This window comes from Klebsiella sp. C360, assembly GCF_048822415.1.
Taxonomy (GTDB): domain Bacteria; phylum Pseudomonadota; class Gammaproteobacteria; order Enterobacterales; family Enterobacteriaceae; genus Klebsiella; species Klebsiella quasipneumoniae.
This window is the reverse complement of the sequence record NZ_JBMEZZ010000006.1, coordinates 120,608-145,108: the sequence shown is the minus strand read 5'-3', so window position 1 is coordinate 145,108 and position 24,501 is coordinate 120,608. Positions and strand designations below refer to the sequence as shown.

Below are 24,501 nucleotides of genomic sequence, written 5' to 3'. Positions count from 1 at the left end.
TGCCGGGGCGGTCTGCCTGCAACCTTTACCCCTCCGGATGAATGACATAATCTATATTCCAAATCATTCCGAATGCCGCCATGCGGCAGCCGAATGCATCACCGGTGGCAGAGGGCCGCGCGCGGCCAGACAGCACGCCATCCGGGCACCGGGGCTGCCGTTCAGGGCGACGCGCAGCGCTACACCGCTCACTCTGCCCGCCAGAAAGTATTTGAAGGATGTCGTCACTATGAATTTTCTCGCCCACCTGCACCTGGCCCATCTCGCCGACAGTTCGCTGCCCGGCAATCTGATGGCCGACTTTGTGCGCGGCAACCCGCAGGGCGACTATCCGGCGGAGATTGTTGACGGCATCTATATGCATCGGCGGATTGACGTGCTGACTGACAACCTGGCGGAAGTCAAAGAGGCGCGGGAGTGGTTTCGCCCGCAGACCCGCCGCGTCGCCCCGATCACCCTCGACGTCATGTGGGATCATTTCCTGTCGCAGCACTGGGCGCAGCTCTCCCCTGACCTGCCGCTGGAGGAGTTCGTGCGCTACGCCGAGCGGCAGATCGTCCCCATCCTGCCCGACTCGCCGCCCCGCTTCGTCAATCTCAACCAATATCTCTGGTCGGAGCGCTGGCTGGAGCGCTATCAGGAGATGGATTTTATTCAGCGCGTGCTCAACGGCATGGCCAGCCGCCGCCCGCGTCTCGAGGCGCTGCGCGACTCCTGGCAGGATCTGGATACCCACTACGACCGGCTGGAGGGGCAGTTCTGGCGCTTTTATCCGCAGATGATGCGTCAGGCGAAAAACAAACAGCTGTAATCGCTGCGACATTGATAGGTAAAAGCTGGCTGAACGATTGTCAGTGCCTCTTTGTGTTATTGGCGGACAGGCTCTATACTTGCCGGCGTTGCGTTTTAAATAACCTTAGTAATTACAGGAGAATCAAATGGTTCTGGTCACTCGTCAAGCGCCGGATTTTACTGCAGCCGCTGTGCTGGGTAATGGTGAGATCGTTGAGAAATTCAATTTCAAACAGCACACCAACGGTAAACCTACCGTTCTGTTCTTCTGGCCGATGGACTTCACCTTCGTTTGCCCGTCTGAGCTGATCGCGTTCGACAAACGTTACGAAGAATTCCAGAAACGCGGTGTGGAAGTGGTTGGCGTTTCCTTCGACTCCGAGTTCGTGCACAACGCATGGCGTAACACCCCGGTAGACCAGGGCGGTATCGGCCCGGTTAAATACGCGATGGTTGCTGACATCAAACGTGAAATCCAGAAAGCTTACGGTATCGAGCATCCGGACGAAGGCGTTGCCCTGCGTGGTTCCTTCCTGATCGACGCCAACGGCGTGGTTCGTCACCAGGTGGTTAACGACCTGCCGCTGGGCCGTAACATCGACGAAATGCTGCGTATGGTTGACGCGCTGCAGTTCCACGAAGAGCACGGCGAAGTTTGCCCGGCGCAGTGGGAAAAAGGAAAAGAAGGTATGGCTGCCTCTCCGGAAGGCGTTGCAAAATACCTGACCGAAAACGTCTCCAGCCTGTAATCGGCACACGTTTTTATAAAAGGCTCGCTCAGGCGGGCCTTTTTTGTTAGCGACGTCAAAATTTAGGAAAATGACCCGGCGATATTTGTGACCAGGAATACACTTCTGCCGAAAAATTTCGCTCTGCCTCTCATTTTTTCTCTGTCAAATTTCAGCGCCAAATCTCAAGCACTCCATAACTCCCTGAAAATAATATAAATTATTCATATAGTTTTCTGCCGGCACTTTGCCGTCGATGTGATCGCCATCAATATTTAAAACCGCGGATGTGATCTCATCCATCATTTTTATCAATGTATTTGGTCATGATTTTACTCAGGAACAGGAATACGTTCAGGAGAAGAGAATGGATATTATTTTTGACCCGACGTTAATCGCCCTGAAGCAGAATATTTCCCATGCGGAAGAGGCCATCGAACTGGCGGGTTCATTACTCGCCAGGCGTCAGATTTGCAGCGCCGAATATGTCAGCGAGATGCTGACGGTATACGAAGATTTTGGCGCCGCCATCGTGATAGATGACGGGATTGCCATGCCGCACGCCCGCCCGGAAAAAGGGGCATTGCAGACCGGATTTTCGCTTGTCACCACCGCCACGCCAGTGACCTTCGGCCACGATGAGTTCGATCCGGTTACCGTCGTCATCGCCATCGCCGGCGCCGATGCTGACAGTCATATCAAAATGATCCAACTGATAGCCTCGCTGATCGAGTCAGATATCGTGACCTTTCTTCAGCAGGAAACTGACGTGAATTCAGTCTTACATTTCATCCAAAAACAAATGGAGTAGTCATTATGTTAGTTATCAGAACGGTTTGTGGTAACGGTATTGGCAGTTCATTGATGGCTGCGAATAATGTGAAGAAGATCTGTGAAGAATTAGGTATCAAAGCGGACGTCGCCTCGGTCGATTTTGCTAATGCGGTCGGGGAAAAAGCCGACCTTTATGTCACGATCAAAGAACTGGCAAATCAATTTCCGGCCCACTGTCATGTCGCCATTATTCGCAGCTATGTCCATAAAGCAAAAATCGCCGAGGATATTACCGACGCGCTGATGAAAATTGCTGCGACTCACTCTTAATCAGCATAGAGGGAACGACCATGCAGGCTATTCTTAGTTTCTTAACGGAAATATTCAGTCAACCCGCTTTTTTAATGGGGCTTATCGCCTTCGTTGGCTTAGTGGCGCTGCGCTCCCCCGGCAACAAACTCCTTACCGGCACATTAAAGCCGATTTTAGGCTATTTGATGTTGAGCGCTGGCGCAGGCGTTATCGTTGCCAATCTCAACCCGTTGGGCGGCATTATCGAAGCGGGATTTAATATCCGCGGCGTTATTCCGAACAATGAAGCCATTGTCTCCGTCGCCCAGAAGATGCTGGGCGTGGAAACCATGAGTATTTTGCTGTTGGGCTTTATTTTCAATCTGATCATTGCCCGCTGCACAAAATATAAATATATCTTTCTCACCGGTCATCACTCATTCTTTCTCGCCTGCCTGTTCTCCGCCGTCCTGCAGGCGGCGGAGTTCCAGGGCTGGATGTTGATCCTGATCGGCGGATTCCTGCTGGGCTCATGGTCGGCCATCTCCCCCGCCATTGGCCAGCGTTACACCAGGCAGGTGACCGAGGACGGCGGGATCGCCATGGGCCATTTCGGCTCTCTGGGCTACTACCTCTCGGCGTGGATCGCCAGCCGGACCGGTAATCCGGCAAACTCCTTCGCCGATACCGAAATCTCAGAGAAATGGGGTTTTCTGCGCGATACCACCGTCACCACCGGTATCGTGATGTTTGTTATCTACTTTATCTGCAGCGCTGTCGCCGGGTCGGCGTACCTGAGCACCATCACCGACCAGAACATGCTGATCTTCTCCGTGCTGACCGGTCTGCAGTTCGCCGTTGGCGTAGCCATTGTCTACAACGGCGTGCGCTTGATCCTGGGCGATCTGGTGCCGGCATTCCAGGGCATCAGCCAGAAACTGATCCCGGACTCCATCCCGGCCGTTGACTGCGCGGTGTTCTTCACCTTTAGCCCCACCGCGGTGGTGGTGGGATTCATCAGCTCCTTTGTGGGCGGGCTGGTCGGGATGCTCATGCTCGGCGGTCTGGGCATGGCGCTGATTATTCCCGGCATGGTGCCGCACTTCTTCTGCGGCGGTACCTCCGGGGTCTTTGCCGACAAGCTGGGCGGTAAGCGCGGTTGTATCATCGCCGCCTTTATCGGCGGGATCTTCCTGGCCTTCCTGCCGGCGATGCTGCTGCCGGCGCTCGGCAACCTCGGGTTTGAAAACAGCACCTTCGCCGATTTCGACTTCGCGGTGTGGGGCATCATTATCGGTAACGCGTTTACCCAGTTTGGCCAGGTCACTATCTACCTGATTTGTCTGGCGCTGCTCGTCGCGCTGCTGGCGCCTTTCTGCTTCCGTCAGGTACGGGTGGTGGGCAACACGCTCAGCTATGAGGAGCTTATCGCCAAGCAGAAAAATGAATAAGCGAGGTCATTTTTCCCGGCGGGAAGGTCACGCTTCCCGCCGCTGACAAATAATCAGGAGTGGTTATGGCTATTTTGTCCATTGGATTTGCTTGTTTCGATCAGTTTTTCTTTCTTAATGAATGGCCCCAGGAGAATACTAAAAACTTTTGTCATGATTTTATCGAAAGCGGCGGCGGCCCGGCGGCCAATGCGGCCTGGCTGCTGGGATTATGGGGGGAGGAGGTCTATTACATCGGCCATCTGCATCAGGATCTTTACGGTCAGCGCATTATCGATGAGTTTGCCGAAGCGGGCGTGGATACCAGCCAGGTGGTTTTCTCCGATGACATGATCACCCCGCTGGCCTCGGTGCTGGTCAATCGCTTAACGGGTTCGCGGACGATTATTACCCGCAAGATGCAAACACCGCCTTCCCTGACCTACGATCAAAAGCTCAAACTGGACGATCTCGCCGAGCGACTGATTGCCGCCGAGGAGCCAGTCACTATTTTAATTGACGGCCATGAGGCGGAAATCAGTGAATATTTAATTAAGAAACTGCCCAACGCCAGAGTCGTGATGGACGGTGGGTCACTGCGTGCCAGCAATATTAAACTGGCGGCCTGGACCGACTATTTTGTGGTGAGCGAGCATTTTGCCCGCGACTATATGAGCTATCGCTCGCTGAGCACCGAAGCAGAAATTAAAGCAGCGCTGATTGAGCTGAATAAAATTTGCCGCGGCGAGGCATTTATTACCCTTGGCGAAAAAGGCTGCGCTTTTTTAAAAAGCGGTATGCTGCAGATCGTTCCTTCCTGGCTGTGCAATGCCGTGGATACCACCGGAGCCGGGGATGTATTTCACGGCGCCTTCACCTATGGCGTCCACTACTCATGGCACATAGATAATATTATTTTATTTGCCAGCCTCACTGCCGCCATTTCTATTGAGAAAAAAGGGGTACGGGAATCTATGCCGGACCTGGCGGTCGTCCACCACTCGTTAAATAGCTACGATAGAAACTTAAAGCAATATTTTGAAGAATAACTGTATTTAATAAATATCAAGAGGTGAATATGTTAGTGTCGATGAAGGACATGCTTCAGCATGCCCTGAGGGACGGCTACGCCGTCGGTCAGTTCAACATTAATAATCTGGAATGGGTTGGCGCCGTATTAAGCACCGCCCAGCAGTGCCGCTCACCGGTTATTTTGGGCGTGTCCGGCGGCACGGTTAAGCATATGCTCGGGTTAAAATGTATTCATGACATCGTGGTTAACGCCATGGAGTATTTACATATTGATGTTCCGGTGGCGCTGCATCTGGATCATGGCACCACCCGGGAGGCCTGCGAAGCGGCGATCGCCGCCGGCTTCAGTTCCATTATGTTTGATGGCTCGCATCTGCCGTTCAGGGAAAACCTGGCCATTACCCGCCACCTGGTGACGCTGGCGCACAGCAAAGGTATCTCCGTGGAGGCGGAACTGGGGACTATCGCCGGTAGCGAAGACGGCATTGTCAATTCCGAAGTCATCTATGCCGATCCGCAGGAGTGCTACACCCTGGTGACAGAAACCCAGGTGGACTGCCTCGCCGCCGCGCTGGGCTCCACCCATGGCCTGTATAAAGGCAAAGCCAGGCTGGGATTTAGCGAGATGAAAGCCATTGCCGAGCGGGTGAAGGTTCCGCTGGTGCTGCATGGCGGCACCGGTATTGCCGATGAGGATATGCGCCGGGCGATTGCCTGCGGCACCGCCAAGATTAACGTTAATACCGAAAATATGTACGCCTGGTGCCAGCAGGTGAAGGCGATCTTCGCTGCCGATACCGGGCACGATGTGAACGATCCGCGGAAAGTGATCGCCCAGGGACTGCAGCCGGTACGCGAGATGATTGCCCGCCGCATGGCGCTATTTGGCTCACAGCAGCGCTATTGATGCGGGAAAGGTGGCTGAGACCTCCGCCCCTGAGCTACCGGGGCGGAGGCGTCAGGCATCAGAAGGCAAAGCAGGAGCAGCCCAGCACGCCCCAGAAGGCCTGCTCGTCGGAGACCGGGATCGACGATTTCCGCGCGATATCATGCTGATGGCCGTGGACGCCGCAGCTACCGCAGCACTGGTGCATCTGCACGATCGCGCCGATTTTCGCGGCGGTCGGCGGAGCGGAACGATAATGGCCCGGGACCTTCACCACCGGCGACCACTCCGGCAGCACAGGAATCGGCGGCGGCGCCAGCGGCGAGAAGTGTCCGGCGGCATACACCACTTTGCCGTCAACCACCGTCAGCACCGACTCAATGCCTTTGATCTCCTCTTCCGCGACGCTGAAATAGTCCTTCGACAGCACCACCAGATCGGCAAGCTGACCGGCGGCCAGACGGCCCTTTTTCCCCTGCTCGCTGGAGAACCAGGCGCTGCCCGCCGTCCACAGCTCCAGCGCGACATCGCGCGGCAGCCGGTTGTTATCGTCATACATCGCCATCCCGCCGACGGTGCGCCCGGAGACCAGCCAGTACAGCGCGGTCCACGGGTTATAGCTGGCGACGCGGGTGGCATCGGTCCCCAACCCTACCGGTACGTCCAGCTCCAGCATTTTCGCCACCGGCGGCGTATGTTTCACCGCCTCTTTGCCGTAGCGATCGACAAAATATTCGCCCTGGAAGGCCATCCGGTGCTGTACCGCAATGCCGCCCCCCAGCGCCTTCACCCGCTCAATGTTGCGCTCGGTAATGGTCTCGGCATGGTCGAAGAACCAGTGCAGGCCGTTAAACGGAATGTCGCGGTTCACCTTCTCAAACACGTCCAGCATCCGGCTGATGGACTCGTCGTAGGTGGCATGCAGGCGGAACGGCCAGCGATGTTCCACCAGGTGGCGCACCACCCGCTCCAGCTCATCCTCCATGCCTTGCGGCAGATCCGGCCGCGGCTGCAGGAAATCTTCAAAATCCGCCGCCGAAAACACCAGCATCTCGCCGGCGCCGTTGGCGCGATAGAAGTCGGTCCCCTGCCCCGGCTTCAGCATGTCGGTCCAGCGTTCGAAGTCCTCCAGCTCCTGCTTCGGCCGCTGGGTAAACAGGTTGTAGGCGATGCGCACGGTCATTTGCTCTTTCGCGTGCAGCTGTTCGATAATTTCGTAATCTTCCGGGTAGTTCTGGAAACCGCCCCCGGCGTCGATGGCGCTGGTCAGCCCCAGCCGGTTCAGCTCGCGCATAAACTGGCGGGTGGAATTCACCTGCAGATCCAGCGGCAGCTTCGGCCCTTTGGCCAGGGTGGCATAGAGGATCATGGCGTTTGGTTTAGCGATCAGCATCCCGGTCGGGTTGCCGTGGCTATCGCGGACGATCTCGCCGCCCGCCGGATCCGGCGTCTCTTTGGTATATCCCACAGCTTTCAGCGCCGCGCGGTTCAGCAGCGCGCGATCGTAGAGATGCAACACAAACACCGGCGTATCGGGCGCCGCGTCGTTTAGCTCTTCCAGGGTCGGCATCCGTCGTTCGGCGAACTGGAATTCGCTCCAGCCGCCGACCACCCGCACCCACTGCGGGGAGGGTGTGCGATCCGCCTGCTCCTTGAGCATTCGCAGCGCATCGGCCAGCGAGGGCACCCCCTCCCAGCGGAGCTCAAGGTTGTAGTTCAACCCACCGCGGATCAGGTGCAGGTGAGAATCGTTGAGGCCCGGGATCACCGTATGCCCTTTGAGATCGACGATCTGCGTCCCCTCGGCGGCAAAGCTCATGATCCGATCGTGGCTTCCGGTGGCAACAATTTTTCCGTCGGCGATGGCCACGGCTTCCGCCAGCGGATTCGCGCGATCGAGGGTATGAATCTGGCCGTGGGTCAGAATCAGTGTGGCAGTTTGCGACATAACGCACTCCTTGGGGAGGCTGACTCAGTTTTTCTTCAACCAGCCAGCAAACAGGCGGGTCACGATGGGCATCCAGAACCAGACCACCAGCGCAACCACGCAGGCATCATTGATCAGGTGCAGCAGCAGGCTCCCCTTAAGCGACGGCAACAGCATGCCGGTCACCGCCGGCACCAGGTTGGTGCTGGGGAAAATCACCAGCAGGGTGATCAGAAACTGTTTCCAGCGCCGCGGCTGGCGCACGTTCGCCGTCGGCGGGGTAAACCAGAAGGCCGGTTCGGTCCGCACCTCCGTCCGATCGCCCTCCGTCAGCAGCGGGGCAATCTCCGCCACCAGCTGACGACGGGTTTCCGACTGCGTCCAGGCGTAGAGATGCTCCAGGGTGTCGAAGCGGATAATCACGCTCCACAGATTCTGCCCTGCGGCGGGCCGGATCACATTCGCCCCGAGATGGCCGGGAAATTCAGCCGCGATGGGCATGATTTTGCCGAGCCACTCTTCGTAGCGCTGGCCGTGTTGCGGATCGAGCAGATGGCTGATGACCAGGGTCACCGATTTTTGCTGCGCCATAAAGAGTTCCTTGCTTCAGGGGAATGGCAGGATTGCTCCTGCCATTAGCGATAAATGGCTCTGCACAACATCATTCATGCTGCGTCGGGGCGGACAAACGCAGCCAACAAAGAGGCAGCTTGAAGGATGAAGTGAGTTACGCTTTACGCTCTGGCGCGCCGTGCACCATGGTATAAGCGTAATCCACGCCCATCCCGTAGGCGCCGCTGTGTTCGCGCACGAGGTCCATGACCGCATCGTAAGTCGCTTTGCGCGACCAGTCGCGCTGGTACTCCAGCAACACCTGCTGCCAGGTCACCGGCACCGCACCCGCCTGCACCATCCGGTCAATAGAACGCTCATGGGCGTCGACAGAGGTACCGCCGGAGGTATCGGTGACCACATACACTTCGTAGCCCGCCTCCAGGGCCATCAGCGCCGGAAACGTCAGGCAAACTTCGGTCCACAGAGCGGAGATCACCAGCTTTTTACGGCCGGTCGCTTTCACTGCCGCGACGAAGGCATCGTCTTCCCAGGAGTTCATTGAAGTACGCTCAATCGGCTTGACGTCAGGATGCACGGCCAATAATTCCGGCCATATATAACCGCTGAAGCTTTTGGTCTCTACGGAAGTGTAAATCACCGGTACATTAAAAATTTTGCCGGCTTTGGCCAGCGCCACGGTGTTATTTTTGAGGGTCTGGCGATCGATATTCGCCACGCCAAATGACATCTGTGGTTGATGGTCAATAAAGATAAGGGCGGAATTAGTGGGATCGAGCAGTTCACGAACAGACATTAAATACCTTCTTAATCAATGAGTTAAAAAGATGACATGATGGTTAATGCGTCGTGTAGATCCTGACTGATAAAGCATGGTGAGTATAGCCAGTTATTTCTAACAAGTTATTAAAGTTTTTTTGTGATTTATATTTTGTCGGCGGTTAGTATTGACTCACGCCAGCTTTCATCAAATTTTTACGTCAAACTGTTCTGATTTATTCACTGGCATTGATTATTGCGCTTAGGTACAACAAGGGGAAAATAAATTAATGGAAACCCCTGATGCGCGTAAACTTTGATGTTCTGATGATCCTTGATGCGCTGGACCGACACGGATCCTTCGCCACCGCCGCGGAGTCGCTGTATAAAACCCCCGCCGCGCTGAGCTATATGATCCAGAAGCTGGAGAACGATCTGGATATTGTCTTATTGGATCGCTCCGGTCACCGGGCGAAGTTTACCGATACCGGGCGATTGATGCTCGAGAAAGGACGCCAGCTGTTGAGCGCCGCCAGAGATCTGGAAAAGCAGGCCCAGCAGCTAAGCGCCGGCTGGGAGCGAGAGCTGGCGATCGCCCTCGACGCCTCGTTTCCCTTTTCAGCCCTGCTGCCGCTGATCGCCGAGTTCTACGCGCAAAACCCGCAGACGCGGCTGAACTTCAGTCATCACACCCTCGCCGGTTCGTGGGAAGAGCTGACCCACCATGGCGCGGATATTATCCTCGGCGCCATCAATGAGCCGCCTACCTCCGCCGAGTGGTCATGGCAAACCCTCGGCGCGCTGGATAACATTTTCGTGGTCGCCCCGACCCACCCGCTGGCCGGCGCGGAAGCGCCGCTCAGCAATAAGCAGCTCAGCCAGCACCGGGCGGTAGTGATCCGCGACAGCGCCCGCTATTGCCATCCGCTGAACAGCAACCTGCTTGATGAACAACCGCAAATCGGCGTCGATGATTTCGCCAGCAAAGTCGAACTGCTGTGCGCCGGGCTGGGCTGCGGCTTTCTGCCGCGTCATATCGCCCGCCCGTGGCTGGAAAAAGGCTGTCTGGTGGAGAAAAGCGTCGCCTGCTGGCGGGAAAAAGATATCACCTACATGGCCTGGCGCAGCGGGAATGATGGGCTGGCTCAGCGCTGGTGGCGGGAGGCGCTCCTCCGCGACGACCTGCTGAGCCAGCTCTATCGTTAACGGCCGGACCAGACGCAGGCGGAGATAGCCGGGAGGGTCAGCACCCCGTCATGGAAGGCGCCGGCGCCTTCCTGCAGCATCCAGGCCCCCACGTCCAGCAGCGGCGAATCCTCGATAACCACCTCGCAGGCTTCGCCGCGGTTAATCGCCACCAGCACCCGCTGCTGTTTATAGACGCGGACAAACACCACCACGTTATCCTCGGCGTAAATCACCTGGCAGCCGCCGTAGCGCAGCGCCTGCTGGGCTTTACGCAGTTTCGCCATCCGCTGATACAGCGCCAGCAGCTGGGTATCCTGCAGCGCCGGATCCCACGGGAACGGTTTACGGCAGAACGGATCGTTATTGCCATCCACGCCCACCTCGTCGCCGTAGTAGATGCACGGTACCCCCGGCCAGCTGAACAGCCACACCACCGCCAGCGGCAGGCGCGCTACGTCTTTGCCAAGGAGAGATTTAAAACGCGCTGTATCATGGCTGTCGAGCTGATTGAACATCCGTAGCTGCTGCTGATGCGACAGCCCGGCGCGATAATTATCCATCCACGCCATACAGGTCTGGGCGTCTATCTTCTGCGGATCGTAAGAGATATCGGTATTGGCAAGGAATCCCCAGATCGGGAAGGTGAAGCCGCGGTAGTTCATTGCCGAATCTTCGGCATCCGCCTGCAGCCACTGGCGCGCGTCGCCAAAATGTTCGCCAAAGACAAAGGCTTCCGGCTGCGTTTGCTTCGCCGCCTGGGTGATGCCGGCGATATGCCGCAGGTTATTTCGCGCCCCGCCGCCTTCGCCGAGCATATGCACCACGTCCAGACGCCAGCCGTCCATGCTCCACGGCGCCTTCAGCCAGTGGCGTACGATGCTGTCCTCGCCGGCATAGATCTCGTTGACCAGGCTGGTCGACCGATAGTCGAGCTTCGGCAGACTGGCATAACCCAGCCAGTTGTGCGCCTGCCCCTCCCCGGAGAAGGTAAACCAGTCGCGCCACGGGGAGTCCGGATGATGGCCGGCGCCGCAGCTGCCCTGCTGGTGACGGTCGAACCAAGGATGGGAATCGCCGGTATGGTTGAACACGCCGTCGAGGATCATGCGCATTCCCGCCCGCTGGGTGTTATGGCGCAAGCGGAGCAGCGCCGCGTCGCCGCCAAACTGCGGATCGACGCGCCGATAATCCTCCGTGTCATATTTATGCACGCTGGGGGCGGCGAAGACCGGGTTCAGATACAGGGCGGTCACGCCGAGCTGCTTCAGGTACGGCAGTTTTTCGCTGATGCCGTCGAGATCGCCGCCGTAGAACGTCGATCCGCCCGCCTCGCCGGTAAGCGGTTCGTCCCACGCCTTGCGCACAATCTCCCGTCCCGCCGCGTGATGGTAATAGACCGCATCCTGTTCGCCGTCACGCGCAGCGCTGCGGGCAAAGCGATCGGGGAAAATCTGATAGAAAACCTGATCGGCCACCCACTGCGGGCCGGCGTCCGGCAGGTCGACGGCGAACTGCTCCAGCCTGGCCGGCGGAAAACGGCTGAAGCCCTGCGGCGTAAACCAGCGCTGATGGTCGGCCCACAGCAGCTTAAAGCTGTAGCGGCGGCGCGGCTGACCGCTGGCGAGATGGATTTCACCGCGCCATGCCACCACCCCCGGCCTCGGCGCCTGGCGGAGGCGCTGCATCGGCAGCGACAGCTCTTCGTTATCTTCTTCCGCGCGCAGCGTGATCCGCTGCGGCAGCGACTCACCGCTTAACCACAGGGTAATAAACAGTCGGTCCTGTTGCACCTTGATAAAGGGTGCAACCGGAAGGTGCCATGCCTTCAACATCGTGAATCCTCATTGTGCAGAATGGGCACACCTTGCCATAGCCGTCAGGCGCAGAACTCATCGTCACAGGATTTTTTGGGGGAGGATAACGGGGGAGGACGCGGGTCGGCAAGCCGCCCCGGTCGCGCGATGCTGACCGGGGCGATGTCGATTACTGAGCCTGCGCCAGGCGGCGATCGCGACGGGTCTTAAAGACCCAGCCCAGCAGCAGCAGCGCAATCCACGCCATACCGACATACAACGAAATGCGGGTGTCCGGATGATAGCCGATCAGGGCGATAATAAACGCCAGGAACACCAGGCCGACAACCGTGGTCGCCACCCCGCCGGGGACTTTGAATTTCAGGGCCTTGACCTCCTCCGGCGACAGACGGCGGCGGAAGGCAATCTGCGACAGCAGGATCATAATCCACACCCACACGGTGGCGAAAGTGGCCAGCGAGGCGATCACCAGGAAGACGTTTTCCGGCATGATGTAATTGAGGTATACCGCAAACAGCAGCGCAATGGTCATCACCATCACCGTCACCCACGGAATACCGCGACGCGAGGTTTTGGCGAACACCTTCGGCGCGCTCCCCTGCTCGGCCATGCCGTGCAGCATACGGCCCACGCCGAACACGTCGGAGTTAATCGCCGACAGCGAGGCCGTCAGGACCACGAAGTTAAGAATGCTGGCCGCGAAGGTAATGCCCAGATGCTGGAAGGTCAGGACAAAGGGGCTGCCGTCGGTACCCACCTGGTTCCACGGATAGATAGACATAATGACGAACAGCGTGCCGACATAGAACACCAGAATGCGCATCGGCACCGAGTTGATGGCGCGTGGAATAGATTTCTCCGGATCTTTCGCCTCACCGGCGGTAATGCCGATGATTTCGATACCGCCGTAGGCGAACATCACCATCTGCAGCGACATCACCATTCCCAGCCAACCGTTGCTGAAGAAGCCGCCGTTGCTCCACAGGTTATGAATCCCCGTCGGCTGGCCGCCGTTGCCGATCCCCCAGATAATGATGCCGAACCCGGCGAGGATCATGATGATGATGGTGGCCACTTTGAAGAACGAGAACCAGAACTCCAGCTCGCCAAATACCTTGACGCTCATCAGGTTGACGGCGCAGATGATCAGCACCACGCTGAGCACCCAGATCCAGTGCGGCACCGTCGGGAACCAGACGCCCATGTAGATCCCGAAGGCGGTGACGTCGGCGATGGCGACAATCAGGATTTCAAAGCAGTAGGTCCAGCCGGTGATATACCCCGCCAGTCCGCCGAGGTTTTCCTGGGCATAGCGGGAGAATGAGCTGGCGGAAGGGTTATGCACCGACATCTCACCGAGCGCGCGCATAATAATATATGCCGCGACGCCGCCGATAATGTAGGCCAACAGTACGCTGGGTCCGGCCATTTTAATCGCGTCGGCTGAACCGTAAAAAAGCCCGGTGCCGATGGCGGAACCCAGGGCCATAAAGCGAATGTGCCGGGTGCTTAGCCCGCGCTTAAGCTTGTTACTACTTTCCATCGTGGTTTTTCAATGCCGTTTAACACAAAAAATAAAAAACCACGGAACCCGAAGTCCCGTGGTTAAACGCTTGTCCTCAACGCCGGTTAGTGCGCGCTGGAGGTCACCTGACGTCCGGCGGCACGGTCCCAGATCACCGCGAGAATTGCCATCACGGCGGTCGGCATCAGCCAGGCCAGGCCCTGCTCCGCCAGCGGCAGACGCGCGGTCCAGGCCGGCAGGATAGCGGCAAACGCCGATGACTTAATCCCGTCAATGATACCAAACATCAGACTGATAAACATGGCCGGCGCGATAACACGGGACGAATTATGCCACCAACTGCGGGTAAAGCTTAATACAACCAGTGCGATACACGGCGGGTAGATAGCGGTCAGCACCGGAATCGACACCTGAATCAGGTGGCTCAGACCGAGGTTGGAGACCGCCATCGAGAACAGGCCGAGGATAAAGACCAGCGTGCGATAGGAGAACGGCAGATACTGGGCAAAGAATTCGGCGCAGGCGCAGGTCAGGCCCACCGCCGTCACCAGGCAGGCGATGAAGATCAGCGCCGCCAGCAGGAAGCTGCCCGCCCCGCCGAAGGTATGCTGCACGTAGGCGTGGAGGATCGCCGCGCCGTTAGCGGACTGGTCCACGAGGGTGGCGCTATCAGAGCCCAGACGGAACAGCGCCAGATAGAGCAGGGTCAGACCGACGCCTGCCATCAGGCCCGCCCAGACGGTGTAGCGGGTCAACAGACGCGCTTCGCTGACGCCGCGGGAGCGTGCGGCATTAACAATCACGATCCCGAACACCATCGCGCCGAGGGTGTCCATGGTCAGGTAGCCGTTGACGAAGCCATTGGAGAATGGCGCGGTACGATACGCTTCCAGCGCGTCGCTGATCGGGCCTGCCGGCCAGACAATAGCGGCGACCGCCAGCACAATCAGGGCGATAATTTTCAGCGGCGCCAGGAAGTTGCCCACCGTATCCAGCAGTTTGCCCGGATAGAGCGAGACCAGGATCACCAGCGCGAAGTAGATAACGCTGTAGATCAGCAGCGGCAGCGGGCCGTCGCCGGTCAGCGGCGCAATCCCGACCTCAAAAGAGACGGTCGCGGTGCGCGGGGTCGCGAACAGCGGTCCCACCGCGAGATAACACACCACCGCCAGCAGGATACCAGCCACTTTACCAATCGGGGTGCTCAGGCTTTCAACGCCGCCGCCGACTTTCGCCAGCGCCACCACCGTCAGCACCGGCAGACCCACCGCGGTGATCAGGAAGCCGATCGCCGCCGTCCAGACGTGCTCGCCCGCCTGTAAGCCAACCATCGGCGGGAAAATAATGTTGCCTGCGCCAACGAACAACGCGAAGGTCATAAAGCCCAACGCTATGATGTCGCGAGATTTTAACTGATGGGTCATAAATTCATTACTGCCTGTGGATGTGGTGTTGTAAAAAAATGGAAAAATACCGCGCTACCCTCTCAGGGACGATACAGCGGCGATTGCCGGTAAACTCAGCGAGATATGCTCCCGAAGCGGCGTGGGAAAGAATTGTTTTTGGTATTACCACGCAAAAGCAGTCTGTCATCGACTGCGCAGGCGCAATTTAAACGCTTATAACGTTTTAAAGCAAGGCACGATCGCAAAAGCAGATGATTATGCTGGTTATCAGTTTCACACCAGAATCATTTACCATATTGATGGAAAACCCGTGGCTTATCATGCGAACAAAAAAGCAGCGCGCGTTCATTAAATAGGCAAGAGAAAAACGACTGCCAGGGAAAATGACCAGCCGAAGCTGGTCATTGGCAAGATAAGCTGACAGCGCGCCGCTCAGGCGTCGTTTCTGGCAATTAATCGTTCCGGGAGCAGGAAGCTAAAACGGGTTCCCTTGCCCACCGTGCTGTCGATCTCCAGCCGGCTGTCATGATGGTTGACCGCGTGTTTGACGATCGCCAGCCCCAGGCCGCTGCCCCCGGTTTGCCGGGAGCGAGCCTTATCCACCCGATAGAAGCGCTCAGTCAGACGGGGAATATGCTCCGGCGCAATGCCCGGCCCATTATCCTCGACGCTGAACAGCGCCCCCTGGGGCGTTCGCTGCCAGCTGACGCGAATTTCGGTGCCCGGCGGGGTGTGGTTCACCGCGTTATAGACCAGGTTAGAAATGGCGCTGCGCAGTTGTTCCTCGTTGCCCAGCACCTTGAGCTGCTCATCGACGGTAAAAATCAGCGTCTGCTTATCCTGGCTGAGGGTCTGCGCCTCGCGCTCCACGACCCGCAGCATCATCGGCACGTCGATGCGGTCATTCATCGCCAGCGCCGGCGCGGCTTCAATACGCGACAGCGTGAGCAACTGCTTCACCAGCCCCTCCATACGCTGGGTTTGCTCACGCATGGTGTGCAGGGCCTTTTCACGGGTCGCCCCTTCCAGCACCTGCTCCTGCATCATCTCCAGATAGCCCTGCAGCACCGTCAGCGGGGTGCGCAGCTCATGGCTGACGTTGGCGAAAAAGTTACGCCGCGCCCCTTCCAGCTGATGCATCTGCGTCACGTCGCGCGCCACCATCAGCCACTGTTTGTCGCTGTAGGGCATCACGCGAATTTCCAGATGACGGGCATTATTCAGCACCAGATTGAGCGGCTTTGAAAAATCACGCTGTTTCAGGTAGTTGGCGAATTCAGGATAGCGCAGAAGGTTAAGAATGTTTTGCCCACTGTCGTCCGGCCAGCGCAGGTTTAAAATCTGCTGCGCCAGGCCGTTACACCAGAAAATGGCCCCCTCTTCCGTGGTCAGGACCACCGCGTCCGGCAGGGATTCCGCCCCGCTGCGAAAGCGTTTGATCAGGCTTCCCAGCTCACGTCGACGCTTTTTATTACGCATCTGCATCTGGTGCAGACCATACAGCAGCGGCTCCCAGCTGCCGCGGCCGGGCGGAGGGGTCATGCTCCGGTCCACCCACAGCCACCACGACAGGCGCATCAAATTCCAGAAATGCCAAATCAACAAACCGGTCACTGCCGCCAGTAAAAACCACGGCAAATGACCCACAAACGCCCCCAGAATCAGGGCCGGAATACACGCTAAAAAGAGCTCCAGCGCCAGCCTTTTCCATGACAGCCGTTCCAGCACGGGTCACACTCCTGTCAAAATTCAGAAACGGGCGGAGAAACGATACCCCGTGCCGCGAACCGTTTGCACCATGCGATCATGGCCACTGTGTTCCAGCGCTTTACGCAGGCGGCGAATATGGACGTCTACCGTGCGGTCTTCCACATAGACGTTGGTTCCCCAGACGTGGTTCAGCAGCTGCTCGCGGCTGTACACCCGCTCCGGATGGGTCATAAAGAAGTGCAATAATTTAAATTCCGTTGGCCCCATGTCCAGCGGACTTTCGCCGGTCATCACCCGGTGCGATGAGGGATCGAGGCTCAGCCCCTGCATTTCAATCACCTCTTCCACCGCCATCGGCGAAATACGGCGCATCACCGCTTTGATTCGCGCCACCAGCTCCTTCGGTGAGAAAGGCTTGGTAATGTAGTCGTCCGCCCCGGTCTCCAGGCCGCGAACGCGATCCTCTTCTTCTCCGCGCGCGGTCAGCATCACCACCGGAATATCCCGGGTCATCGCCTCGCGCTTGAGCAGCTTAATAAACTGCAGCCCCGAACCGCCCGGCAGCATCCAGTCAAGGAGAATCAAATCAGGCCAGGGTTCATTGAGTTGATTCACCGCGCTGTCATAATCTTCCGCTTCGACAGGCTGAAAGCCATTTTGCTCCAGAACAAAGCAGACCATTTCGCGGATTGGAGCTTCATCTTCAACGACCAGAATTCTTCTCGCCATTATTTACCCTGTGTTTTTTAGCCATCAGTATAGAAGTGCGGCGTCATTATGCGTCACTTTTGTGACAGATTTATGAAAAAAATGACCGTCCGACGATCGGGTATTTTGAAGCATGACGCGGACTTACCCCTCTCCGACAAATGGTATACTGCCGCTCATGCTTTTTTCGCTAGGGAAGATTTATGCGCATCCTTCACACCTCCGACTGGCACCTGGGCCAGAATTTTTACAGCAAAAGCCGTGCGGCCGAACATGACGCCTTCCTGACCTGGCTGCTGGCCCGCGCGCAGGAGCATGAAGTCGACGCCATCATCGTGGCCGGCGATATTTTTGATACCGGATCGCCGCCGAGCTACGCTCGCGAACTGTATAACCGCTTTGTCGTCCAGCTGCAGCAGACCGGCTGTCGCCTGGTGGTGCTGGCGGGCAACCACGATTCGGTGGCGATGCTCAATGAATCCCGCGATATCCTCGCCTTTTTACACACCACCGTCGTGGCGAACGCCGGCTGCCCGCCCATTGAGCTGCCGCGGCGCGACGGCACCCCAGGCGCTATCTTCTGCCCGGTGCCGTTTTTACGCCCGCGCGAGCTGGTCACCAGCCAGGCCGGCCACTCCGGTCGGGAAAAACAGCAGCAGCTGCTGCACGCCATCAGCGACTATTATCAGGAGCAGTATCAGCAGGCCTGCGCCCTGCGCGGCGATCGGCCGCTGCCCGTGATTGCCAGCGGCCATCTGACCACCGTCGGCGCCAGCAAAAGCGATGCCGTTCGCGACATTTATATCGGCACGCTGGATGCCTTCCCGGCGCAGCACTTCCCCCCTGCCGACTACATTGCGCTGGGCCATATTCACCGGGCGCAGGTGGTTGGCGGCTGCGAGCACATCCGCTACAGCGGCTCGCCGCTGCCGCTGAGCTTTGATGAAACCGGTAAAGCGAAATCGGTGCATCTGGTGAGCTTTAGCGATGGGCGACTCAGCGCCGTGGAGACCCTTGAGGTGCCCGTCACCCAGCCGCTGGCGGTCATCAAAGGCGATCTGGCCGCCATCACCGCCCAGCTGTCGCAGTGGCGCGGCGTTGAACAGGACCCGCCGGTGTGGCTGGATATCGAAATCACCACCGAGGAGTACCTGCACGATATTCAGCGCCATATTCAGGCGCTGACGGAGGATCTGCCGGTGGAAGTCTTGCTGGTGCGCCGCAGCCGCGAGCAGCGCGAGAAAATACTGCTCAACGCCCAGCGGGAGACCCTCAGCGAACTCAAGGTGGAAGAGGTGTTCGAGCGCCGGCTGGCGCTGACCGAGATTGACGATGAGAAGCGCGCACGGCTGCACGAGCTGTTCGCTCATACGCTGCATACGCTCACCGCGGAGGACGAAAACGCATGAAAATCCTCAGTCTGCGTCTGAAAAACCTCAACTCCCTGAAAGGGGAATGGAAGATAGACTTTACCGCCGAGCCGTTCGCCAGCAACGGCCTGTTCGCCATTACCGGCGCCACCGGCGCCGGGAAAACCACCCTGCTCGACGCCATTTGCCTCGCGCTCTATCACGAGACGCCGCGCCTGAATAAAGTCTCCCAGTCGCAAAATGACCTGATGACCCGCGATACCGCCGAGTGTCTGGCGGAGGTGGAGTTTGAAGTGAAAGGCATCGCCTACCGCGCCTTCTGGAGCCAGAACCGGGCGCGTAACCAGCCAGATGGCAACCTGCAGGCGCCCCGCGTCGAGCTGGCGCGCTGCGCCGACGGTAAAATCCTCGCCGATAAGGTCTCGGATAAGCTGGAGCAAACCGCGGCGCTCACCGGCCTCGACTATGGCCGCTTCACCCGCTCGATGCTGCTCTCCCAGGGGCAATTTGCCGCCTTTCTGAACGCCAAGCCGAGCGATCGCGCGGAGCTGCTGGAGGAGCTGACCGGCACGGAAATCTACGGTCAGATTTCGGCGATGGTCTATGAGCAGCACAAAGCCGCTCGCCATACCCTGGAGAAGTTCGAAGCCCAGGCGACGGGCATCGTCCTGCTGACGGAGGCCCAGCAGCAGGCGCTGCAGGAAAGTTTGCAGGTACTTACTGACGAAGAGAAAGCCCTGCTGGCGCAGCAGCAAAACCAGCAGCAGCAGCTTCAGTGGCTAACGCGTCGCGATGAGCTGGCGCAGCAGCAGCAGCAGGCGGTCAGCGGCCAGCAGCAGGCCCGTCAGGCGCTGACCGACGCCGCGCCGGCGCTCGCCAGGCTTGAGCTGGCCCAGCCCGCCGCCCAGCTGCGCCCCTTATGGGAGCGTCAACAGGAGCACGCGGCAGGCCTGGCACAAACCCGCCAGCGAATCAATGAAGTGAATGCTCGCTTACTTACCAGCACGGCGCTGCGCGCGCGCATTCGCCGTAGCGCCCTGCATGCCCAGCGGCAGCGTCAGGCTGAACTGGCCGACCTGGCGCAGTGGCTGGCGGCCCATGAGCGATTTCGCTTATGGGGCCAGGAGATCGCCGGCTGGCGGGCGCAATTTTCGCAGCTGACTCGGGATAAACAGCAGCTGACGGCCCAGACCACCCGCTTGGCCGCGCTGCGCCAGAAGCTGGCCGATCTGCCGGCCAGCCCTCTGTCGCTGACCGCCGATGACGTTGCGGCGGCGATGGCGCAGCAAACCCAGTCGCGACCGCTGCGCCAGCGGCTGCTCTCCCTTCATGAACAGCATCAGCTGCTGCGCAAGCGTCTGCGCCAGAACGCCGAAAGCGTACAGCAGGCGCAGGCGGAGCAGGCAAAACTCAACGCCACCCTGGCGCAGCGCCGGGAGCAGTACAAAGACAAAAACCAGCACTATCTCGACCTGAAGGCGCTCTGCCAGCGGGAAGAAACGATTAAAGATCTGGAAGGTTACCGCGCCCGGCTTGAGGCCGGTAAGCCCTGCCCGCTGTGCGGCTCCTGTGAACACCCGGCGATTGAACAATACGCCTCGCTGACGGTCACGGATAACCAGCGCCGCCGCGATGCGCTGGAAAAAGAGGTCGCCGCGCTGAAAGAAGAAGGTCTGCTGATCCTCGGGCAGGTCAACGCCCTGACGCAGCAGCTCCAGCGTGAAACCGAAGCGGCCGGGCGGCTCGCTGAGGAAGAGCAAGCGCTCACTAAAGCGTGGCAGGAAACCTGCGCCTCTCTTCAGGTCACGCGGGATATTGCGCAAGAGATAAACGACTGGATACAGGAGCAGGAGCGCTACGAGCAACAGCTCTACCAGCTCAGCCAGCGCCTGATGCTGCAGAGCCAGCTTAACGATCAGGAGGCGCTGGCGCGCCAGGCTCAGCAGCAGCTGACGGCCACGCGCCAGGGGCTGGAGAGCGCCCTGCAGACCCTGACGCTCAACCTGCCGGAAGAAGGGACAGAAGCCGCCTGGCTGAACGCTCGCGAAAGCGAATTTGCCCAGTGGCAGGCGCAACAGACCCGGCATGGCGCCATTCAGGAGCAGATTGCCGCCCTGCAGCCGCTGCTGGAGACGCTGCCAGCCAGCGACGAGGCAGAGGCTGAGGCTGAGCCGGTGATTCCCGACAACTGGCGCGCTATCCATGAGGAGTGCCTGGCGTTGCACAGCCAGCTTGTCGCCCAGCAGCAGCTGGAGACCGAAGAGAAGGCGCGCCTGGACCAGTCGCAGGCGCAATTTACCGCCGCCCTGGCCGCCAGCCGCTTTAGCGATCGGCCGGCGTTTCTCGCCGCGCTGCTGGATGACGAGACCGTCCAGCGGCTGACGCAGTTAAAACAGACGCTGGAGCAGCAGCTCCAGCAGGCGACGGCGCTCTGCGAGCAGGCGACCCGTCAGCAGCAGGCGCACCTGGCGCTGCGTCCGCAAGGGACGGACGCGGACATCCCCGCCCTGCAAACCCAGCTACAGGCCCTGGCCCAGCGGCTGCGGGACAACACCACCCGCCAGGGCGAGATCCGCCAGCAGCTCAGGCAGGACACAGAGAGCCGTCAACATCAGCAGGCGCTGGGGCGACAGATTGCAGAGGCGGCGCAGCGGGCGGATGACTGGGGCTATCTCAATTCGCTGATCGGCTCCAGCACCGGCGACCGGTTCCGCAAATTCGCCCAGGGGCTGACGCTGGATAATCTGGTCTGGCTGGCAAACCAGCAGCTTAACCGCCTGCACGGGCGCTATCTGCTGCAGCGCAAAGCCAGCGAAGCGCTGGAGCTGGAGGTTGTCGATACCTGGCAGGCCGACGCCGTGCGCGACACCCGCACCCTCTCCGGTGGCGAAAGTTTCCTCGTCAGCCTGGCGCTGGCCCTGGCGCTGTCAGATCTGGTGAGCCATAAGACGCGGATTGATTCCCTGTTTCTTGATGAAGGCTTCGGCACCCTCGACAGCGAAACGCTGGACACGGCGCTGGACGCGCTGGACGCGCTGAACGCCAGCGGCAAGATTATCGGGGTGATCAGCCACGTGGAGGCGATGAAAGATCGCATTCCGGTGCAGATCAAAGTGAAGAAGATCAATGGCCTGGGCTACAGTCGGCTGGACAGAGCGTTTGCGGTGGAGTGAGGTTTGAATCATTGCGATGTCCCCTCACCCTAACCCTCTTCCGGAGCGAGAGGGTCGGGGTGAGGGGGAGCGGTTCAGGTCCCCTGGAGCGGCCACAGCCATGCCGCGCCACGTACTCCGCTGGAGTCGCCGTGCATCGCTTTGCGGATCGGCGTTGCACACTCGCCGCCGAAGACCCACTGTTTCACCAGGTCCGGCACCGTCTGATACAGCCGCTCGACGTTGCTCATCCCGCCGCCCAGCACGATAACGTCCGGGTCGAGGATATTCACCACGTGGGCCAGCGATTTCGCCAGCCGCTGCTCGTAGCGGCTCAGCGCCAGTTCGGCTTTTTCGTCACCTTCCCCCACCAGGCGCATAATCTCGCTGCCGGTTAACCCCTTGCCGCTCAGCCGCTGGTAGTCAGTGGCAAAGCCGGTGCCGGAGATAAAGGTTTCGATACATCCCTGTTTACCGCAGTAGCAAGGCACTTCCGCACGGTAGCGCAACTCATCGTCGTTCATCCACGGCAATGGGTTATGTCCCCACTCGCCGGCGTTACCATTGCCGCCGATATGCGCCCGCCCGTTGAGCGCCACGCCCGCGCCGCAGCCGGTGCCGATAATCACCGCGAACACCGTGTGCGCCCCCGCCGCCGCGCCGTCCACCGCTTCCGACACCGCCAGACAGTTGGCGTCGTTAGCCAGCCGCACTTCACGGTCGAGGCGCAGGCTGAGGTCCTTATCAAAGGGCTGGCCGTTGAGCCAGGTCGAGTTGGCGTTTTTCACCACCCCGGTATAGGGCGAAATCGCGCCCGGGATCCCCATCCCCACGGTGCCACGCTGTCCGGTCGCCTGCTCGGCCATCGCCACCAGGGTGGCGATAGTCTCGATGGTTTGCCGGTAATCCTCCCGCGGCGTGGGTAACCGATGGCGAAACAGCTGCTCTCCCTGGTCGCTCAGGGCTATCACTTCAGTTTTTGTGCCACCTAAATCAATACCAATACGCACGCTCAGCTCCTCACCCCGATTAACAATGCAAGCATAGCGACAATTCGCTATCATGCCCGCCTGATTTAACGACAAAGCCGTGGAAATTATCATGCTGTGGTTCAAAAATTTAATGGTTTACCGTCTCAGCCGCGATATCGAATTGCGCGCCGAGGAGATGGAAAAACAGCTGGCCGAGCTGACATTTACCCCTTGTGGCAGCCAGGATATGGCGAAAACCGGTTGGGTATCGCCGATGGGATCGCACAGCGACGCGCTGACGCATACGGCGAACGGCCAGATCATTATCTGCGCGCGTAAAGAAGAAAAGATCCTGCCGTCGCCGGTGATCAAGCAGGCGCTGGAGGCGAAGATCCAGAAGCTGGAAGCCGATCAGGGGCGCAAGCTGAAGAAAACTGAGAAAGATTCCCTGAAAGATGAAGTGCTGCACTCGCTGCTGCCGCGCGCCTTCAGCCGCTTCAGCCAGACGATGATGTGGATCGACACCGTCAACGGCCTGATCATGGTGGACTGCGCCAGCGCGAAGAAAGCGGAAGATACCCTGGCCCTGCTGCGTAAAACCCTCGGCTCGCTGCCGGTGGTGCCGCTGACCCTGGAGAATCCGATTGAGCTGACGCTGACCGAGTGGGTCCGCTCCGGCACCGTGGCGCAGGGCTTCCAGCTGCTGGACGAAGCCGAGCTGAAAGCGATGCTGGAAGATGGCGGCGTGATCCGCGCCAAGAAGCAGGATCTGGTGAGCGACGAAATCGCTGTGCATATTGAGGCCGGAAAGGTCGTCACCAAGCTGGCGCTGGACTGGCAGCAGCGTATTCAGTTTGTGATCTGCGACGACGCGTCAATTAAGCGCCTCAAGTTCTGCGATGAATTACGCGACCAAAACGAAGATATCGATCGGGAAGATTTCGCCCAGCGCTTTGACGCCGACTTTATCTTAATGACCGGCGAACTGGCTGCCCTGATCCAAAGCCTGGTGGAAGGGCTCGGCGGCGAAGCGCAGCGCTAAGCGCCGCTTTCCTTCCTGCCTGGCAGGAAGGAAACATACAACCCGGCGGCAAGCGCCGGGCGTTACGCTGGCTTACAGATAGCGGCACAGATAAGAGGTTGGCTCAGCCACCTGCAGATGGAATTCGCTGTTGCCTGGCACATTGAAGACTTCGCCGGCGGCGTAAACTTTCCACTCAGTCTCACCCGGCAGCAGGACATTCAGCGCCCCGCTGACCACCGTCATCTCTTCCGGCTGCGCCGTACCAAAGGTGTATTCCCCTTCCGCCATCACGCCAACGCTGGCGCGACCGGTACTGCTGCTGGTGAAGCCAATGGATTTCACTTTTCCGTCAAAGTATTCATTGCTTTGAAGCATAAACAAGCCCTTCTGATCGTCGTTGAAAGGCTCAATATAGGGGGCGCTCCTTGCCCCTGTCACGTG

The 24,501-nt window shown here is 58.9% G+C and carries 22 protein-coding genes and 1 pseudogene; 11 read left to right on the top strand and 12 right to left on the bottom strand.

Annotated elements, in window-relative coordinates; genetic code table 11:
* Positions 1–25: 25 nt before the first annotated feature.
* A pseudogene (locus ACOI7D_RS17405) lies at positions 26–141 on the bottom strand (hypothetical protein).
* Positions 142–229: 88 nt separating this feature from the next.
* On the opposite strand from ACOI7D_RS17405, the gene acpH reads away from it, so the two are divergent.
* Positions 230–811, top strand: a complete 582-nt coding sequence (acpH, locus tag ACOI7D_RS17400) for an ACP phosphodiesterase (RefSeq protein ID WP_023288592.1) — start codon at positions 230–232, stop codon at positions 809–811.
* Positions 812–938: 127 nt separating this feature from the next.
* Complete coding sequence (locus tag ACOI7D_RS17395; RefSeq protein WP_004178733.1) at positions 939–1,541, top strand: peroxiredoxin; 603 nt, start codon at positions 939–941, stop codon at positions 1,539–1,541.
* 144 nt (positions 1,542–1,685) lie between these two features.
* On the opposite strand, the gene ACOI7D_RS17390 is transcribed toward ACOI7D_RS17395, so the two are convergent.
* Positions 1,686–1,832, bottom strand: coding sequence for a hypothetical protein (locus ACOI7D_RS17390; RefSeq protein WP_162543138.1), 147 nt, complete (start codon positions 1,830–1,832; stop codon positions 1,686–1,688).
* Positions 1,833–1,887: 55 nt separating this feature from the next.
* Between ACOI7D_RS17390 and ACOI7D_RS17385 the strand changes: the two genes are divergently transcribed.
* The 5 genes from ACOI7D_RS17385 (at position 1,888) to fba (ending at position 5,954) form a co-directional block, all read left to right on the top strand.
* Positions 1,888–2,331, top strand: coding sequence for a PTS sugar transporter subunit IIA (locus ACOI7D_RS17385; protein WP_044521234.1), 444 nt, complete (start codon positions 1,888–1,890; stop codon positions 2,329–2,331).
* Positions 2,332–2,336: 5 nt separating this feature from the next.
* A complete protein-coding gene (locus tag ACOI7D_RS17380; protein ID WP_017898931.1) occupies positions 2,337–2,624 on the top strand; it encodes a PTS sugar transporter subunit IIB in 288 nt (95 codons plus the stop codon).
* A 20-nt stretch (positions 2,625–2,644) separates the two neighbouring features.
* Entirely contained in the window at positions 2,645–4,036 is a 1,392-nt protein-coding gene (locus tag ACOI7D_RS17375; protein ID WP_044521232.1) for a PTS ascorbate transporter subunit IIC, read from the top strand.
* Between the two features lie 65 nt (positions 4,037–4,101).
* Entirely contained in the window at positions 4,102–5,064 is a 963-nt protein-coding gene (locus ACOI7D_RS17370) for a carbohydrate kinase family protein (RefSeq protein WP_109546612.1), read from the top strand.
* Between the two features lie 35 nt (positions 5,065–5,099).
* Positions 5,100–5,954 carry a class II fructose-1,6-bisphosphate aldolase gene (fba, locus tag ACOI7D_RS17365; protein ID WP_072199152.1) on the top strand — a complete coding sequence of 285 codons (855 nt, stop codon included), beginning with the start codon at positions 5,100–5,102 and terminating at the stop codon, positions 5,952–5,954.
* Between the two features lie 58 nt (positions 5,955–6,012).
* Here fba and ACOI7D_RS17360 read toward each other — a convergent pair whose 3' ends face one another.
* From ACOI7D_RS17360 to ACOI7D_RS17350, 3 genes are all read right to left on the bottom strand, one after another.
* Positions 6,013–7,881 carry an amidohydrolase gene (locus ACOI7D_RS17360; RefSeq protein ID WP_065805391.1) on the bottom strand — a complete coding sequence of 623 codons (1,869 nt, stop codon included), beginning with the start codon at positions 7,879–7,881 and terminating at the stop codon, positions 6,013–6,015.
* 24 nt (positions 7,882–7,905) lie between these two features.
* Entirely contained in the window at positions 7,906–8,451 is a 546-nt protein-coding gene (locus tag ACOI7D_RS17355) for an antibiotic biosynthesis monooxygenase (RefSeq protein WP_008805362.1), read from the bottom strand.
* A gap of 136 nt (positions 8,452–8,587) precedes the next feature.
* Positions 8,588–9,229, bottom strand: coding sequence for a hydrolase (locus tag ACOI7D_RS17350; protein WP_109546613.1), 642 nt, complete (start codon positions 9,227–9,229; stop codon positions 8,588–8,590).
* A 266-nt stretch (positions 9,230–9,495) separates the two neighbouring features.
* Here ACOI7D_RS17350 and ACOI7D_RS17345 point away from each other — a divergent pair, with 266 nt between their 5' ends.
* Positions 9,496–10,398 (top strand): LysR substrate-binding domain-containing protein, encoded by a 903-nt coding sequence (locus ACOI7D_RS17345; protein ID WP_023288585.1) that lies wholly within the window; start codon positions 9,496–9,498, stop codon positions 10,396–10,398.
* Here ACOI7D_RS17345 and malZ read toward each other — a convergent pair.
* The 5 genes from malZ to phoB all read right to left on the bottom strand — a co-directional run bounded on the left by malZ (position 10,395) and on the right by phoB (position 17,564).
* Entirely contained in the window at positions 10,395–12,212 is a 1,818-nt protein-coding gene (malZ, locus tag ACOI7D_RS17340) for a maltodextrin glucosidase (protein WP_109546614.1), read from the bottom strand. The genes ACOI7D_RS17345 and malZ overlap by 4 nt on opposite strands.
* A 151-nt stretch (positions 12,213–12,363) precedes the next feature.
* Positions 12,364–13,737, bottom strand: a complete 1,374-nt coding sequence (proY, locus tag ACOI7D_RS17335; RefSeq protein ID WP_044521225.1) for a proline-specific permease ProY — start codon at positions 13,735–13,737, stop codon at positions 12,364–12,366.
* A gap of 86 nt (positions 13,738–13,823) precedes the next feature.
* Entirely contained in the window at positions 13,824–15,143 is a 1,320-nt protein-coding gene (gene brnQ / locus ACOI7D_RS17330; protein ID WP_023288582.1) for a branched-chain amino acid transporter carrier protein BrnQ, read from the bottom strand.
* Between the two features lie 414 nt (positions 15,144–15,557).
* The gene (gene phoR, locus ACOI7D_RS17325) at positions 15,558–16,853 is read right to left on the bottom strand and encodes a phosphate regulon sensor histidine kinase PhoR (RefSeq protein WP_023288581.1); all 1,296 of its coding nucleotides are present in this window, start codon (positions 16,851–16,853) and stop codon (positions 15,558–15,560) included.
* 21 nt (positions 16,854–16,874) lie between these two features.
* Positions 16,875–17,564, bottom strand: a complete 690-nt coding sequence (gene phoB / locus ACOI7D_RS17320; RefSeq protein ID WP_004204861.1) for a phosphate response regulator transcription factor PhoB — start codon at positions 17,562–17,564, stop codon at positions 16,875–16,877.
* A gap of 182 nt (positions 17,565–17,746) precedes the next feature.
* Between phoB and sbcD the strand changes: the two genes are divergently transcribed.
* Complete coding sequence (gene sbcD / locus ACOI7D_RS17315) at positions 17,747–18,952, top strand: exonuclease subunit SbcD (protein WP_048296837.1); 1,206 nt, start codon at positions 17,747–17,749, stop codon at positions 18,950–18,952.
* Positions 18,949–22,086, top strand: coding sequence for an exonuclease subunit SbcC (gene sbcC / locus ACOI7D_RS17310; RefSeq protein ID WP_109546615.1), 3,138 nt, complete (start codon positions 18,949–18,951; stop codon positions 22,084–22,086). Before sbcD ends, sbcC begins: the two co-directional genes overlap by 4 nt.
* Before the next feature lie 74 nt (positions 22,087–22,160).
* Here sbcC and mak read toward each other — a convergent pair whose 3' ends face one another.
* Positions 22,161–23,075, bottom strand: a complete 915-nt coding sequence (gene mak, locus ACOI7D_RS17305; RefSeq protein WP_049013804.1) for a fructokinase — start codon at positions 23,073–23,075, stop codon at positions 22,161–22,163.
* Positions 23,076–23,166: 91 nt separating this feature from the next.
* On the opposite strand from mak, the gene rdgC reads away from it, so the two are divergent.
* The gene (gene rdgC, locus ACOI7D_RS17300) at positions 23,167–24,078 is read left to right on the top strand and encodes a recombination-associated protein RdgC (RefSeq protein ID WP_002890285.1); all 912 of its coding nucleotides are present in this window, start codon (positions 23,167–23,169) and stop codon (positions 24,076–24,078) included.
* A 72-nt stretch (positions 24,079–24,150) separates the two neighbouring features.
* Here the strand turns inward: rdgC and ppnP are convergent, their stop codons facing one another.
* A complete protein-coding gene (gene ppnP / locus ACOI7D_RS17295) occupies positions 24,151–24,435 on the bottom strand; it encodes a pyrimidine/purine nucleoside phosphorylase (protein WP_002890284.1) in 285 nt (94 codons plus the stop codon).
* Positions 24,436–24,501: the final 66 nt, after the last annotated feature.

Bases quoted from the DNA above. Each gene is read 5' to 3' on its own strand.
- acpH (WP_023288592.1), top strand. From the start codon at position 230: ATGAATTTTCTCGCCCACCTGCACCTGGCCCATCTCGCCGACAGTTCG.
- ACOI7D_RS17395 (WP_004178733.1), top strand. From the start codon at position 939: ATGGTTCTGGTCACTCGTCAAGCGCCGGATTTTACTGCAGCCGCTGTG.
- ACOI7D_RS17385 (WP_044521234.1), top strand. From the start codon at position 1,888: ATGGATATTATTTTTGACCCGACGTTAATCGCCCTGAAGCAGAATATT.
- ACOI7D_RS17380 (WP_017898931.1), top strand. From the start codon at position 2,337: ATGTTAGTTATCAGAACGGTTTGTGGTAACGGTATTGGCAGTTCATTG.
- ACOI7D_RS17375 (WP_044521232.1), top strand. From the start codon at position 2,645: ATGCAGGCTATTCTTAGTTTCTTAACGGAAATATTCAGTCAACCCGCT.
- ACOI7D_RS17370 (WP_109546612.1), top strand. From the start codon at position 4,102: ATGGCTATTTTGTCCATTGGATTTGCTTGTTTCGATCAGTTTTTCTTT.
- ACOI7D_RS17360 (WP_065805391.1), bottom strand. From the start codon at position 7,881: ATGTCGCAAACTGCCACACTGATTCTGACCCACGGCCAGATTCATACC.
- ACOI7D_RS17355 (WP_008805362.1), bottom strand. From the start codon at position 8,451: ATGGCGCAGCAAAAATCGGTGACCCTGGTCATCAGCCATCTGCTCGAT.
- ACOI7D_RS17350 (WP_109546613.1), bottom strand. From the start codon at position 9,229: ATGTCTGTTCGTGAACTGCTCGATCCCACTAATTCCGCCCTTATCTTT.
- ACOI7D_RS17345 (WP_023288585.1), top strand. From the start codon at position 9,496: ATGCGCGTAAACTTTGATGTTCTGATGATCCTTGATGCGCTGGACCGA.
- malZ (WP_109546614.1), bottom strand. From the start codon at position 12,212: ATGTTGAAGGCATGGCACCTTCCGGTTGCACCCTTTATCAAGGTGCAA.
- proY (WP_044521225.1), bottom strand. From the start codon at position 13,737: ATGGAAAGTAGTAACAAGCTTAAGCGCGGGCTAAGCACCCGGCACATT.
- brnQ (WP_023288582.1), bottom strand. From the start codon at position 15,143: ATGACCCATCAGTTAAAATCTCGCGACATCATAGCGTTGGGCTTTATG.
- phoB (WP_004204861.1), bottom strand. From the start codon at position 17,564: ATGGCGAGAAGAATTCTGGTCGTTGAAGATGAAGCTCCAATCCGCGAA.
- sbcD (WP_048296837.1), top strand. From the start codon at position 17,747: ATGCGCATCCTTCACACCTCCGACTGGCACCTGGGCCAGAATTTTTAC.
- sbcC (WP_109546615.1), top strand. From the start codon at position 18,949: ATGAAAATCCTCAGTCTGCGTCTGAAAAACCTCAACTCCCTGAAAGGG.
- rdgC (WP_002890285.1), top strand. From the start codon at position 23,167: ATGCTGTGGTTCAAAAATTTAATGGTTTACCGTCTCAGCCGCGATATC.
- ppnP (WP_002890284.1), bottom strand. From the start codon at position 24,435: ATGCTTCAAAGCAATGAATACTTTGACGGAAAAGTGAAATCCATTGGC.